Annotated in this window: 10 protein-coding genes; 3 read left to right on the forward strand and 7 right to left on the reverse strand. The window is 72.2% G+C overall.

Going from position 1 to position 13487, the window contains the following annotated elements; genetic code table 11:
• Window positions 1-34 precede the first annotated feature (34 nt).
• The 4 genes from B0I31_RS04340 to B0I31_RS04355 form a co-directional block, all read right to left on the reverse strand.
• Window positions 35-1765 (reverse strand): LpqB family beta-propeller domain-containing protein, encoded by a 1731-nt coding sequence (locus tag B0I31_RS04340; protein ID WP_106613920.1) that lies wholly within the window; start codon window positions 1763-1765, stop codon window positions 35-37.
• The gene (gene mtrB, locus B0I31_RS04345; protein ID WP_245949673.1) at window positions 1762-3468 is read right to left on the reverse strand and encodes an MtrAB system histidine kinase MtrB; all 1707 of its coding nucleotides are present in this window, start codon (window positions 3466-3468) and stop codon (window positions 1762-1764) included. The genes B0I31_RS04340 and mtrB overlap by 4 nt, the downstream gene beginning before the upstream one ends.
• Window positions 3469-3638: 170 nt before the next feature.
• Window positions 3639-4316: an MtrAB system response regulator MtrA gene (mtrA, locus tag B0I31_RS04350; protein WP_015104936.1), complete on the reverse strand. Its 678-nt coding sequence runs from the start codon at window positions 4314-4316 to the stop codon at window positions 3639-3641.
• A gap of 185 nt (window positions 4317-4501) precedes the next feature.
• Window positions 4502-5143, reverse strand: a complete 642-nt coding sequence (locus B0I31_RS04355) for a dTMP kinase (protein WP_106613921.1) — start codon at window positions 5141-5143, stop codon at window positions 4502-4504.
• Between the two features lie 140 nt (window positions 5144-5283).
• Between B0I31_RS04355 and B0I31_RS04360 the strand changes: the two genes are divergently transcribed.
• Window positions 5284-6243, forward strand: coding sequence for a hypothetical protein (locus tag B0I31_RS04360; RefSeq protein ID WP_106613922.1), 960 nt, complete (start codon window positions 5284-5286; stop codon window positions 6241-6243).
• A 146-nt stretch (window positions 6244-6389) separates the two neighbouring features.
• Here B0I31_RS04360 and ahcY read toward each other — a convergent pair whose 3' ends face one another.
• Window positions 6390-7853 carry an adenosylhomocysteinase gene (gene ahcY, locus B0I31_RS04365; RefSeq protein WP_106613923.1) on the reverse strand — a complete coding sequence of 488 codons (1464 nt, stop codon included), beginning with the start codon at window positions 7851-7853 and terminating at the stop codon, window positions 6390-6392.
• 132 nt (window positions 7854-7985) lie between these two features.
• Between ahcY and B0I31_RS04370 the strand changes: the two genes are divergently transcribed.
• Window positions 7986-10373: a hypothetical protein gene (locus B0I31_RS04370; protein WP_245949648.1), complete on the forward strand. Its 2388-nt coding sequence runs from the start codon at window positions 7986-7988 to the stop codon at window positions 10371-10373.
• Here the strand turns inward: B0I31_RS04370 and B0I31_RS04375 are convergent.
• A complete protein-coding gene (locus B0I31_RS04375; RefSeq protein WP_106613925.1) occupies window positions 10345-11619 on the reverse strand; it encodes a glutamate mutase L in 1275 nt (424 codons plus the stop codon). The genes B0I31_RS04370 and B0I31_RS04375 overlap by 29 nt on opposite strands.
• 111 nt (window positions 11620-11730) lie before the next feature.
• Between B0I31_RS04375 and B0I31_RS04380 the strand changes: the two genes are divergently transcribed.
• Window positions 11731-13251 carry an amino acid permease gene (locus B0I31_RS04380; protein WP_106613926.1) on the forward strand — a complete coding sequence of 507 codons (1521 nt, stop codon included), beginning with the start codon at window positions 11731-11733 and terminating at the stop codon, window positions 13249-13251.
• 53 nt (window positions 13252-13304) lie between these two features.
• On the opposite strand, the gene B0I31_RS04385 is transcribed toward B0I31_RS04380, so the two are convergent.
• The coding region (locus tag B0I31_RS04385) for a helix-turn-helix domain-containing protein (protein ID WP_146173720.1) at window positions 13305-13487 on the reverse strand (183 nt) is incomplete at its 5' end.

A 13487-nucleotide genomic window follows, 5' to 3' on the forward strand; every position in this document is an offset into this window, starting at 1 on the left:
TCGGGTGAAGATGGGGACGACCCCGTCCCCACCCTCAGCCCGGGTAGAAGGCCTGGGTGCCCGGGTCGACCTTGGTGGTCGACGCACGCCACACGTCACCCACGTCGTTCGCGCTCCACAACCCGCGCTGGTCCACGGCCAGCACGTTGCGACCCGGCGCGGCGGTCACCGAGGCCACCGGGACGGTCAGGTTCGACGTGTTGTACCGCTCCACCCGCACGCCGTCGATGTTCACCTTGGCGATCGGGTACGCCGACACCGAGGTGCTCACCACCAGCACGTCCTGCGCCAGCCAGTCCACCGACAACGCGTTGTTGCCCAGCACGGACGGCTGGAGGTGGCGCGGCGACCGCAGCGACACCGCCGAATCCTGGTCCCGCACCACGGCCGCCACCACGAGCTTCCCGCCCACCACGGCCGCCACCCTGGTGCCGTCGCGCGACAGCCTCAGCTCGGTGATGCCGCCCAGCTCGGTCAGCTCGGAGGCGTTGACCGCGTTCGCCGTCCACCCGCGGTCGGTCTTGATCACGCGCACCACGTTCGCGCCGTCCGCGACCGTCCACACCTCGACGCCCGGCTCGCCCTGGCGACCGCTGAGCAGCCACGTCGGCCTGGTCATGGCGGACGCGCGCAGGTCGACCTCGGCCAGCTGCTCCTGCACCGGCCCGATCCGCAGCCGCACCGCGTCGTCACCGACCCGGCTGACCACGGCCAGCTGGCTGCCGTCCATCGACTGCGCCGCGCTCAACGCCTGGTACTCGCCCGCACCCGCGGGACCGGGCACCACGTCGCCGTTGACCTGCTTGACCCGCCCGTTGCCGACCAGCATCCCGGTCAGGTCGGCGTTCGGCGTGGTCAGCTCCTCACCGGTCTGCACGTCCGCGGGCCGCCACTCGTGCTGCTCGTCGTTGACCGGTTGGCCCTCGACCATCACCCGGATGCGGCTGCTGGTGACGCCCGCGAGCGACTTCACCACCTGCGCCACGATCTGCTTGCCGACCTGCACGGTGATGTCGCCGACCTTGGTGAGGTCGACTTCGAGGGCGCCGTCGTTGGCCTCGGAGGTGTTGCGGCGCTGCGTCGCGCCGTTCGGGATGGCCGTGGTCACCGCGTCGCGCACGCCCACCGAGGGGCCCTTGAGCAGCAGGCTCGTCACCCGGCTCGGGATCGACGTGGACGGCGCGATGACGACCCACCGCGGGTCGGGCACGAGCACGCTGAAGTCCGGGCTGTAGAAGAACAGCGTCACCCGCCGGTAGTTCTGCTGGAACCCGCCCAGCGGCACGTAGACGCCGTCCGGCGGCGCGGAGATGCGCCACTGGTCGTCGGCGTCGCGCTCGATCCCGATCGCCGTGTCGAGAGGGCCGATGAGCTGGATGAACGAGTTGTCCTCCAGCTGCAGGCGGCCGACGTTGCGGCCTTGGAGCAGCACCGTGCGGTTCTTGTCGTCCGCCGTCACGCCCGGCGTCGGCACGGTGTTGAACGTCGTGTCGATGATCGTCGGCGTGCCCTTGGTGTTCCAGTTCTTCTTGGCGTCCTCGGTCAGGTACGCCTTGGCCGCCGCGTAGTCGCTCTCGGGGTTGGCGGAGGCGTTGACGAACTCCCGGACCAGCGTCAACGGGTCGATGTCGTCGACCGGCTCGGGCGCGGCGGCCTCGCTGGCGTTGCCCGCCGAGGGGTTGACCGCGATCGGCGAGGTCTCGGTGGGGATCGCCGCGCAGCCCGCGGCCACGAGCACGCCCAGCAGCACCGCGAGCAGCCTCACCGGACCTCCTCGCGTTCGCCGGTGACCGGTTGCGCGGGCTGCCACGTGATCTCCTCCTCGGTCAGCTCGACCTCCTCGACCGGCTCGGGCGCGTCCGGCTCCGGCTCGACCACGGGCGGCAGGTCGGGCGGCTCCAGCGGCAGCGGGCTGGAGGTCAGCTCGTGGCCCAGCCGGCACGGCAGGGTGAGCCGGAACACCGCGCCGAGGCCGCGTTCGCCCCACGCCTGCAGCCAGCCGCCGTGCAGCCGGGCGTCCTCCAGGCTGATCGACAGGCCGAGGCCGGTGCCGCCGGTGCGGCGGTTGCGGGACGGGTCGGCGCGCCAGAACCGGTTGAACACCAGGTCCGCCTCGCCGGGGCGCAGGCCGACGCCGCGGTCCCGGACGGTCACCGCGACCGCCTCGCCGTCACCGCGCAGCGTCAGCTCGACCGGCATGCCCTCGCCGTGGTCGATGGCGTTGGCCAGCAGGTTGCGCAGGATCCGCTCGACGCGGCGGGAGTCCAGCTCGGCGGTGACCTCGTGGTCGGGCAGGTCCATCACGATCGTGGTGCCGCTGCTGTTGGCGATGGCGCGCACCGCGTCGTGGGCGCGCCTGGCCAGCACGCGGATGTCGACCAGCTCGGCGGCGAGCTCCTCGACGCCCGCGTCGAGCCTGCTGATCTCCAGCAGGTCGCCGAGCAGCGACTCGAACCGGTCCAGCTCGTCCACCAGCAGCTCTGTCGAGCGGGCCAGGCCGCCGGGGAACTGCTCGCGCGAGGCGTGCAGCACGTCCGCGGCCATCCGCACGGTCGTCAACGGGGTGCGCAGCTCGTGCGAGACGTCGGAGGTGAAGCGGCGCTGGAGCTGGCCGAACTCCTCCAGCTGGTGGATCTGGCGCTGGATGCTGGCGGCCATCTCGTTGTACGACTCGGCCAGCCGCGCCACGTCGTCCTCGCCGACCACGGGCATGCGCTGGTCCAGGCTGCCCTCGGCGAACCGCTCGGCGATCTCGGCGGCCTGCCGCACGGGCCGCACGACCTGCCGGGTGACCAGGTTCGCGATCAGCGCGAGCAGCAGGAGCAGCACCACGCCGCCGACGACCAGGGTGCTCTGCACGACGTCCGCGGTGGCCTGCTCGCTGGTCAGCGGGAACAGCAGGTACAGGTGCATGGGCCGGGCGGAGCTGTTCACCGGTTTGCCGACGACGAGCAGCGTGGTGGGTCCGGCCTCGCGTTCCACGGTGGTGATCTGGTAGCCGGCGCTGCCCCGTTCGAGCATCTTGAACAGCCCGTCCGGCACGTCTTCGTACTGGCCGACCGCGACCGGCAGGCCGTCGGAGCCGGTGTCGTCCGGGTCGCGGAGCACCGGCTCGAACGCGCCCGCGCCGGAACTGGTCGGGTCGAGGTCGACACCCGACGTGTTGATCTTGTTCAGGGCGGTGGTGAACCGCGTCTTGACGCTGTCCGGGCCCGGGTTGAGGCCCGCCAGGTCGGGCGCGATCGCCGCCGCGCTGGCCTCGGTCTGCCGGACCGCCGCGTCGATCTTGGTCTCCAGCAGCTGGCCGGTGATCTGCACCTGGAGCACCATGCCCAGCACGAACACCACGGCCGACGACAGCGCCAGCGTGCTGACCACGACGCGCAGCTGCAGCGAACGGCGCCACAGCTCGCCGAACGCGACCGCCTGGCGACGAGCGCGTTCGACCCCGCGGCGCGCTTCTCGCACCACGGGGTCGAAACGGTGTCGGATTGCGCCACCTCCGGCGTCGCGAGGCTCGGTCGCCTGGAAGTCGGTCGTTCGCGACTGATCCTCCGACGATCGAAGAGCGTGATCGCCGGAGGATGAGTCACGAACGACCGACGCGACCTCGCGGGGTCGTCCGGGGTGGCGCCCTGTCACGGAGGGCCGGCCTTGTAACCCACGCCGCGCACGGTCAGCACCACCTCGGGGTGCTCCGGGTCGCGCTCGACCTTCGACCGCAGCCGCTGCACGTGGACGTTGACCAGCCGGGTGTCCGCCGCGTGCCGGTAGCCCCACACCTGCTCCAGCAGCACCTCGCGGGTGAACACCTGGCGCGGCTTGCGGGCCAGCGCCACGAGCAGGTCGAACTCCAGCGGCGTGAGCTGGATCGGCTTGCCCTCGCGCAGCACCTCGTGGCCGGGCACGTCGATGGTCAGGTCGCCGATCTGCAGCACCTCGGCGGGCTCGGCCTCGGTGCGGCGCAGGCGGGCGCGGATGCGGGCCACCAGCTCCTTCGGCTTGAACGGCTTGACCACGTAGTCGTCCGCGCCGGACTCCAGGCCGAGCACCACGTCCACCGTGTCGCTCTTCGCGGTCAGCATCACGATCGGGACGCCCGACTCGGACCGGATCGCCTTGCAGACGTCGATGCCGTTCATGCCGGGCAGCATCAGGTCCAGCAGGACCAGGTCGGGCTTCAACTCGCGCAGCGCGGGCAGCGCGCGGGCGCCGTCGGCCACCACAGCGGTGTCGAAGCCCTCGCCCCGCAGCACGATGGTCAGCATCTCCGCCAGAGCGGGGTCGTCGTCCACGACGAGCACGCGTGCCTTCATACCCAACATCGTCCCACTAGTGGCCGGGAGTCCACGCACCGCCCAGCGGTCATCGCTGCTGGTCGCCGCGCGCGTCCACTCCGTAGCCAGTCTCTGCCGCCGATCCACGAGCCCACCTCGTCTCGCTGAACGGGAATCCTCAGCGACTCATCGGCACAGTGGTGACGTTTTGTTACTTTATTACACTAATGGGTGAACCACCGGTCGAGGATCGACTCGACCCGCAGGTCAGCGGTACCGTCCAGCACCTCCCACGGCGAGAGCCACCCGGCTGCGGCCAGACCGTCGTAGACGGCGGCGCAGCGGGCCTGGAGACCACCGTCCGACTCGTACAGGTCCCGTCCCCTGGCCTCTTGCGCCTCGCGGTGCGCCGCCCGGTCCGCGGCCACCCCCGCGGGCACGCGCAGCAGCAGGTGCAGATCCGGGATCGGCAACCCGAAGCGGTCCACCTCCAGCGACCGCAGCCACTCGACGAACTCGCCGTCCGCACCCTGGTGCAGCCGGGCCGCGCCGTAGGCCGCGTTGGACGCGATGTACCGGTCGAGCAGCACCACGTCGTACCGGTCCAGGTCGGCCCGGATCCGGTCGGCCGCGCCGCGCCGGTCCAGCGCGTAGAGCACCGACATGCCGTACACCGACTCCGTCAGGTCACCCAGCCTGCCGTGCAGCGCGTCGCGCACCAGGTCGGCGTGCACGTCCTCGTCGTAGCGCGGGAACGCGCCGGTGGCGAACTTCGCGCCGCGCGCCTCCAGCGCGTCGGTCAACGCCTTGGCCAGGGTGCGCTTGCCCGCACCGTCCAGGCCCTCGATCACGACGAGTTTTCCCACGAGAACACCCTAAGGGGCGGTGCTCGCTCACGATCGGCCGCATGACATCGCCCAGTCGGGTGATGAGAGATCCTTTGCGTCACCAGATTGAGTGACTACGGTGAACCCCATTTCCGGTTGCGCGAAAGGGTGGTGCCGCGGTGACCGCGGATTCCGGGCACGCCACACCGGTTGACGATCAAGGCGCCCACCTGCCCGGGAGCCTGCCCGGCGGTCTCGCGGAGACCCTGCGCTACGGGCCGTTCCACCGCGCCCTGCACGACGCCATCGCGCACCGCGGCCTGTCCCTGGCCCGGTTGCGGGCACACCTGGAGCAGCTCGGCGTCCAGGTCGGGCAGTCCACCCTGAGCTACTGGCAGCGCGGCCTGCGGCACCCCGAAGTGCCCCGCGCCATCGCCACCGTGCGCGCGCTGGAGACGGTGCTGAAGCTGCCGCCGGAGTCGCTGGTGGCGCTGGTCGGCAACCGGCCGCCGCCCCGGCCGCCCAGACCCAGCGGCTGGGTGTCGCCGGTGCCGGTGCTGTCGGAGTTCGAGGCCGTCACGGACGTCGGCGCGAACACCGACATCGAGGTGCTGTCCGTGCACGACACCGTGCTGATCGGGCCGGAACGCGAGCAGCGGTCCATCAGCACGCGGATGGTGGTGCGCGCGGCGAAGGCCGGGCCGGACCGGTACCTGGCCGTGCACCAGGGCGACGAGGGCTGCCTGATCGACAACGCGCTCGTGCGGCCGGGCGAGGGCTGCCGGCTGGGACGGCTGCGCAGGCAGCTGGCCACCCGCGGGCTGGCGTTCGAGCTGCTGTTCGACCGCAGGCTCGCCGAGGGCGAGGAGCACGTGTTCAGCTTCACGGTGGTGGACGACACAGGTGGGCCGACACCGGGGCACCGGCGGGCGTTCCGCGAACCGTGCCGCGGGTACCTGCTGCAACTGGCGTTCAACCGCCGCGCCCTGCCCGCGCGCTGCACCAAGCAGTTCCGGGTGGACGCCGAGGCGGTGCCGGTGGACCTGGAGGAGCTGGTGTGCGGGCTGGGCGGCTTCGCCAGCGCCTACTTCGAGGACGTCGGCCCCGGCGTGGCCGGGATCAGCGTGGAGTGGACGTAGCGCAACGGCCACCACCCCGCGAGTTCGCGTCGGTAGGTCGAGGCCCATCCCGCGGCGATCACGCTTTCGATCGTCGCGGGATCGGCCTCGAACTGCCGACTTCCTGGTGCCGAACTCGCCGCCCCGCCGGAGGCGGGGCAAACAACTCAGTAGCGGTAGTGCTCGGGCTTGTACGGGCCCTCGACGTCCACGTCGATGTACTCCGCCTGGTCCTTGGTCAGCTTGGTGAGCTTGCCGCCCAGCGCCTCCAGGTGGATGCGGGCGACCTTCTCGTCCAGCACCTTCGGCAGGCGGTACACCTCCTTGTCGTACTCCTGGTACTTGGTGAACAGCTCGACCTGCGCGATCACCTGGTTGGAGAACGAGTTGGACATCACGAAGCTGGGGTGACCGGTGGCGTTGCCCAGGTTGAGCAGGCGGCCCTCGGACAGCACCAGGATCGAGTGGCCGTCCGGGAACACCCACTCGTCGACCTGCGGCTTGATGTTGATCCGCCGGATGCCGGGGAAGCGGGCGAGGCCGGCCATGTCGATCTCGTTGTCGAAGTGGCCGATGTTGCCCACGATCGCCTGGTGCTTCATGGCCGCCATGTGCTCGATGCGCACGACGTCCTTGTTGCCGGTCGTGGTGATCACGATGTCGGCGCGGCCGATCACGTCCTCGAGGGTCTGCACCTCGTAGCCGTCCATCGCGGCCTGGAGGGCGCAGATCGGGTCGATCTCGGTGACGATGACCCGGGAGCCCTGGCCGCGCAGCGACTCGGCCGCGCCCTTGCCGACGTCACCGTAACCGCAGATCACGGCCACCTTGCCGCCCATGAGCACGTCGGTGCCGCGGTTGATGCCGTCGATCAGCGAGTGGCGGATGCCGTACCGGTTGTCGAACTTCGACTTGGTCACCGCGTCGTTGACGTTGATCGCCGGGAACAGCAGCTCACCGGCGGCGGCCAGCTGGTACAGCCGCATGACGCCGGTGGTGGTCTCCTCGGTCACGCCGCGGATGCCCTCGGCGATCTTGGTCCACTTGCCCTTGTCCGCCGCCAGCGAGGCGTGCAGGGTGCCCAGGAAGACCTTCCACTCCTCGGGGTCGTCCGCCTCGGGCTGCGGGACGACGCCGGCCTTCTCGTACTGCAGGCCCTTGTGGACGAGCATCGTGGCGTCGCCGCCGTCGTCCAGGATCATGTTCGGGCCGCCGCCGTCCGGCCAGGTCAGCATGGACTCGGCGGTCCACCAGTACTCCTCCAGCGTCTCGCCCTTCCAGGCGAAGCACGGGATGCCCTTCGGCTCCTCCTCGGTGCCGTGGGGCCCGACCACGACCGCGGCGGCGGCGTGGTCCTGGGTGGAGAAGATGTTGCAGGACGCCCAGCGCACCTCGGCACCCAGGGCGACCAGGGTCTCGATCAGGACGGCCGTCTGCACGGTCATGTGCAGTGAGCCGGAGATCCGTGCGCCCTTGAGCGGATAGACCTCCGAGTACTCGCGGCGCAACGCCATCAGTCCGGGCATCTCGTGCTCGGCCAGCCGGATCTCTTTGCGGCCGAACTCGGCCAGGGAGAGGTCCGCCACGGCGAAGTCGATGCCGTTGCGGGTCTGGAGCCTCTCGGCGGTCATCGCGGATTCCTCCATTGTCGGGTCGACGAGCCGACACTACCGCCCGCCACGCCGGGCCACGGAGGTCGGCGGCATCTGCGCACCAATGGACCAGAGTAGGGCGAAGCGGAAGTGATGTTCGCGGGAGGACTTGTGCTGATTCCCGGCCCCGACACACGGGTGGTCGAACTGCGGGTGCACGGTGTCCAGGGCACCACCCCGCAGTCGCTGGTCGACGCGGTGGCGGCGGTGGACGTGGCGGGCGACGGGCTCGGCCGCGTCGTGCGACCGGCCGACCGGCTGCGCAGACCCGCTCCCGGCCCGGTGCTGCAGGCCGCGGGACGCCCCGTGACCAGGGTCGTCGAGGGTTACGTCTGGGGCGCGATGACCTCCGGCGGCTGGGCCAAGGCCACGTGGGCGCTGCTCTTCCCGTTCTCGCTGGCGAACGTGGCGCACTGGATGCTGCCGCCCGTGCCGACCGGTTCGGTGCCCGCGCACCTGCTCGGTGTCGCGCTGCGCGCGTTGCTTCGGTTGGCCGCACTGCTGCTGACCGTGCTCTTGATCGCCCAGCTCGAAGTGATCAGCCTGGACCTGGTGGCCGCGCAGTGCCTCGCGCCGGGCGCCGCGTGCCTGTGGGGCCCGTCGTGGCTGAGCACGACCCCGTGGGTGCGCGCCGTCGTGGGCTTGGTGCCGATCGCGCTGGCGGTGCTGGTGCTGCACCGGATGTCCAGTGTGGACTGGCGGATCGAGCGCAAGGAAGTGCCCGCGGCCGAGGGCGCGGGGTCCGGGCTGCCCGGCGCGCACGTGGCCACCGACCCGGACACGCCCGCGCTGCGGGTGCTGCACGTCGTGGCGGGCCTGGGCGCGGCCGTGGTGATCGCGTTGGGCGGGCCGGCCGGTCCGCTGCTCGCGCCCGGCTGGCACGGCGCCGCGATCACGGTGTGCTGGGCGTCGGGGCTGGTGCTGGTCGGGGTGGCGGCGATGGGCGCGATGCTGCTGGACGACCCGACCGGCGGCGCGCCGCACCGGGGTGGCCGGTGGCTGCGGGTCGCGTTGGGGCGCAGGCCGCGGCGTGTGTTGCAGGTGGTGGCGTGGGTGTCGCTGCTGGTCGCGGCCGTGTTGCTGGTCCGGCTGCCGGAGCGGTTGCCCGGTGCGGACCTGGCCGTGCAGATGGTGGCGGCGGTGGTGGCGCTGGTGTGCGTGTCGATCGCGGTGCTGCTGGTGCCGGCCGCGCTGCTGGCCCGGCGCACGTGGGCCGCCCAGCCGCGCGAGCTGCGGCCGTGGGCCGGTGGGTGGATGGCCGCGCCGGTGGTGGCGGTGGCCGCGCTGCTCGGCGGCGGGTTCGGCGCGGGGGTGGCGCTGACCGTGCGGTGGGCGCTCGGGCGGCACGGCGAGCTGCCCGGCGGGTACGACTACATCGCGCTGCTGTGGGGCGTAGCCGGGGTGCTGGCGTTCCTGGCCGGGATGGCGATGGCGGCGGCCACCGGGATGATGCGGTGGAGTTCGCTGCGGAGGGACAAGGAGTGGGCGCGTGAGGCGTCCTTGTTGCACGCGGGGCGCGCACGGGACGCGAAGCGCGCTGCGCGGGCGTGGTGGTGGGCACGGTGGCAGCGGCGGCACAGCCACCACGTGGTGCTGATCATGTCCTCGGTGTTGGCGGTCGGCGCGGTGCCGGCGGCGTGGCTGCGGCTGCGCGGGGTCGAGCCCCCGTCGTGGTCGCGGCCGGTGATCGGGTTCGGCGTGGTCGTGCTGGCGGCGCTGGCGCTGTCGCTGCTGCGGGCGGTGTACCTGGCGGCACGGCGGCCGGACAAGGCGCGGCAGGTGGGCGTGCTGGCGGACCTGGCGGCGTTCTGGCCGCGCGAGGCGCACCCCGTGGTGCCGCCGTGCTACGCGTTGAAGGTGGTGCCGGAGCTGGTCGCGCGGGTGCGGGAGCACCTGGCCGACCCCGGCACGCGGGTGGTGCTCGCCGGGCACAGCCAGGGCAGCCTGCTCGCGGCGGTGGCGACGGCGCGGCTGTTGGAGGAACTGCCCGCGAACGAGGCGGAACGAGTGGGCTTGGTCACAGCCGGGTCGCAGCTGCAGTGGGCGTACCCGCGGGCGTTCCCGGCGGTGGTGCCGCACAGCTCGCTGGAATCGCTGGCGGGCCGGTTGGCGGGGCGGTGGCGTGCGCTGTGCCGCGGCACGGACGCGCTGGGCGGCGCGGTGACGACGTGGGACCGGCAGGTGTTCGACGGGATGCTGCTGGGCGCGGGTTTCCGGCCGGACGGCACGTCGGGCGCGTTGCCGCCGGCGCTGCGCGGTCCGACCGGCGCGCTGGTGCTCGGCGGCGACCACTGGCTGCCGGACCCGCAGCGGGGACCGTTCCCGGGTCGGCGGTGGGCGCCGGGCGTGAACCGGCACGCCGACTACACGTCCGACCCCGAGTGGGACCGGGCGATCGCCATCGCGGCCGGGCTGGAGACGACGGAGCCGCCCACGCCGCCCGTGCTGCCGACCGCGCGGCAGGCGCCGGTCAGGGCGCCGTCACCCGAAGCGACGTGAGCAGCCGGTCGGCCGCGTCCGTGCGGCCGGTCCCGGCCAGCAGGCCCGCCGGTGCGAGCACGTAGTCGCGGTCCACGGTGATGGCGGCGGTGCGCAGGACCGGGCGCAGGACGGGGTCGGCGCGCAGCACCCGTTCGACGTCCTCGGTGGAGTCGGCGTGCCGGAAGACGCCGCCGGACAGCACCAGCAGGCCCGCGCCCTTCGGTCCGAGTTGGCCGTCGACCAGCCGGAGGTGGCGGCGGACGGCCAGCACGGCGGCCAGGCCGGCGAGCCGCCGGTCGACGGTCGGGTCGTCGGGCAGCCAGGTCACGTCGGCGGCCCGGGCGGCGGCTTCCCCGTGCAGCACGGCGGCTTCGGCCTTGTCGACCAGCTTCTCGGCCAGCGCCTCGGCCACCACGCCCGGCGCGGACCAGCGCAGGCCGAGATCGCCCTCGACGGTGCGCCGGTCCGGCGGCAGCGCGACCGTCCGCTCCTGCTCCGGGCCTTCCACCACGGACACCGCGGAGTAGACGTCGGTGGTGGCGCCGCCGACGTCCACGACCAGCACCGCGCCCTCCCGGTCCTGCAGCGCCAGCCGCGACACGCCGGTGAGCACGGCGTCGGGGGTGACGGCGCGCACGAGCCCGCGGAACCGCCGGCCGCGGGACAAGCCCTTGCCGCCGATGACGTGCCGCAGGAAGACCTCGCGGATCGCCGCGCGGGCCGGACCCGGTGCGAGCTCGCCCACGTCCGGCAGCACGTTCGCGGTGCGCACCACCGTGCGGTGCGCCAGCGCCTCGGCCGCCTCCGGCTGGGCTTCGACGTTGCCCGCGAGCACGATCGGGCAGGCGACGCGGTCCAGCCGGCGGGCGTTGTGCAGGAGCACCGAGGCGTCACCGCCGTCCGTGCCGCCGACCAGCAGGACCAGGTCCGGTCTGGCCGCGCGCAGCGCCCGGACGCCCGCGCCGTCGAGCGGACCGGCCGAGACGTGCACCACCTTCGCGCCCGCCGACAACGCCACCCGGTACCCGGCCTCGGCGCTGACCAGCCGTTCCTGCCCCACCACCGCGAGCCGCAACCCGCCGCCCGCCGACGAGCAGGCCAACGTGTGCTCGGCGGGGTTTAGCGCACCCGTGACGGCGTCAATACCTCGGAGCACCTCGGGCGGGGTGGTCGTGTGCTGCGCGGTGCCCAGCAACTCGCCGTCCTCGGACACGAGGGCGCCCTTCGTCCACGTCGAGCCGATGTCGAGGCAGAGCACGGTCATGGCCGCGAAACTACCGGTGCCGCCGGATGCCGGTACCCACCTCTAGGCTGAACGGACCAAACCAGGCGAACGTCCGCGGAACACCGGCCACCCAACACAGGAGGCGAGACCGTGCCAGGCAACGGGCTGTGGCGCACGAAGTCGATCGAGCAGTCGATCGCCGACACCGACGAGCCGGACACCAGGCTCCGCAAGGACCTCACCGCGTGGGACCTGACGGTGTTCGGCGTCGCGGTCGTGATCGGCGCGGGCATCTTCACGCTCACCGCGTCCACCGCGGGCAACCTCGCGGGGCCCTCGGTGTCGCTGGCGTTCGTGCTGGCGGCGGCGGCGTGCGCGTTGGCCGCGCTGTGCTACGCGGAGTTCGCGTCGACCGTGCCGGTGGCGGGCAGCGCGTACACGTTCTCGTACGCGACGTTCGGCGAGTTCATGGCCTGGATCATCGGCTGGGATTTGGTGCTGGAGTTCGCGGTCGGCGCGGCGGCGGTGGCCAAGGGCTGGTCGGTGTACCTGCAGACGGTCCTCGGGCAGGTCGGCGTCGAGGTCGAGACCACCGCGGCGGTCGGCGGCGTCGACGTCGACTGGGGCTCGTTGCTGCTGATCGCCGTGCTGACCGTGCTGCTGGCGGTCGGCACGAAGCTGTCGTCGCGGGTCAGCGCGGTGATCACGGCGGTGAAGGTCGGCGTGGTGCTGCTCGTGATCGTGCTCGGCATCGGGTACGTCAAGGCGGCCAACTACAGCCCGTACATCCCGCCCGCCCAGTCCGGCGGCACCACCGCGAGCGGGTTGGAGCAGTCGCTGTTCTCGCTGGTCACCGGCTTCGAGGGCAGCACGTACGGCGTGCTGGGGCTGCTGGCCGCCGCGTCGCTGGTGTTCTTCGCGTTCATCGGCTTCGACGTGGTCGCCACGACCGCCGAGGAGACCCGCAACCCGCAGCGGGCCGTGCCGCGCGGCATCCTCGGGTCGCTGGCGATCGTGACCGTGCTGTACGTGGCGGTGTCGCTGGTGATCACCGGCATGGTGCCGTACGACCAGCTCAAGACCCAGCCGGACGGCACGCGGGCGACGCTGGCCACGGCGTTCTCGGCCAACGGCGTGGACTGGGCGGCCACCGTCATCTCGGTCGGCGCGCTGGCGGGCCTGACCACGGTGGTGATGGTGCTGATGCTGGGCCAGTCGCGGGTGCTGTTCGCGATGTCGCGTGACGGCTTGCTGCCGCGCGGCCTGGCGCGCACGGGCGGGCACGGCACGCCGGTCCGGATCACCGTGATCATCGGTGTGCTGGTCGCCGTCGCCGCGGGCTTCTTCCCGGCGGGCAAGCTGGAGGAGATGGTGAACGTGGGCACGCTCTTCGCGTTCATCCTGGTGTCGGCGGGCGTCCTGGTGCTCCGCAAGACCCGCCCCGACCTGCCCCGCGGCTTCCGCGTGCCGTTGGTGCCCGTGGTGCCGGTGCTGGCGATCCTGGCGTGCCTGTGGCTGATGCTGAACCTGACCGCGCTGACCTGGGTCCGGTTCCTGGCGTGGATGGCGCTGGGCGTCGTCGTGTACTTCGCCTACAGCCGCCGCCACTCCCTCCTGCACCGCAAGGGCACCACCGCCGTGCCCGTGGTGAAGCACGACGAGATTCCGTAACAGGGGAAGCGGCTTGGTCCCGCGACAGGGACCAAGCCGCTTCACGGGCATTGTCACAATCGGCCGAACTCCTGCAATGCCATCAGGTCGGGCACCAGCACGTCGCGCCGGAGGTGACTCACCACCACTCCCGCTTTCCGTAGATCGGAGAACGCCTTCTCGGCCGTTCTGGGCTTCATGCCGGCGATCGAGGCGAGTTCCACCTTCGTCAGCGGAATTCCCAACGTCCACCCGTG

Source organism: Saccharothrix carnea (assembly GCF_003014735.1).
Lineage (GTDB): Bacteria > Actinomycetota > Actinomycetes > Mycobacteriales > Pseudonocardiaceae > Actinosynnema > Actinosynnema carneum.

Excerpts from the sequence above, each read along its gene's own strand:
- ahcY (WP_106613923.1), bottom strand. The coding sequence starts at position 7,853 with ATGACCGCCGAGAGGCTCCAGACCCGCAACGGCATCGACTTCGCCGTG.
- mtrA (WP_015104936.1), bottom strand. The coding sequence starts at position 4,316 with ATGAAGGCACGCGTGCTCGTCGTGGACGACGACCCCGCTCTGGCGGAG.
- B0I31_RS04375 (WP_106613925.1), bottom strand. The coding sequence starts at position 11,619 with ATGACCGTGCTCTGCCTCGACATCGGCTCGACGTGGACGAAGGGCGCC.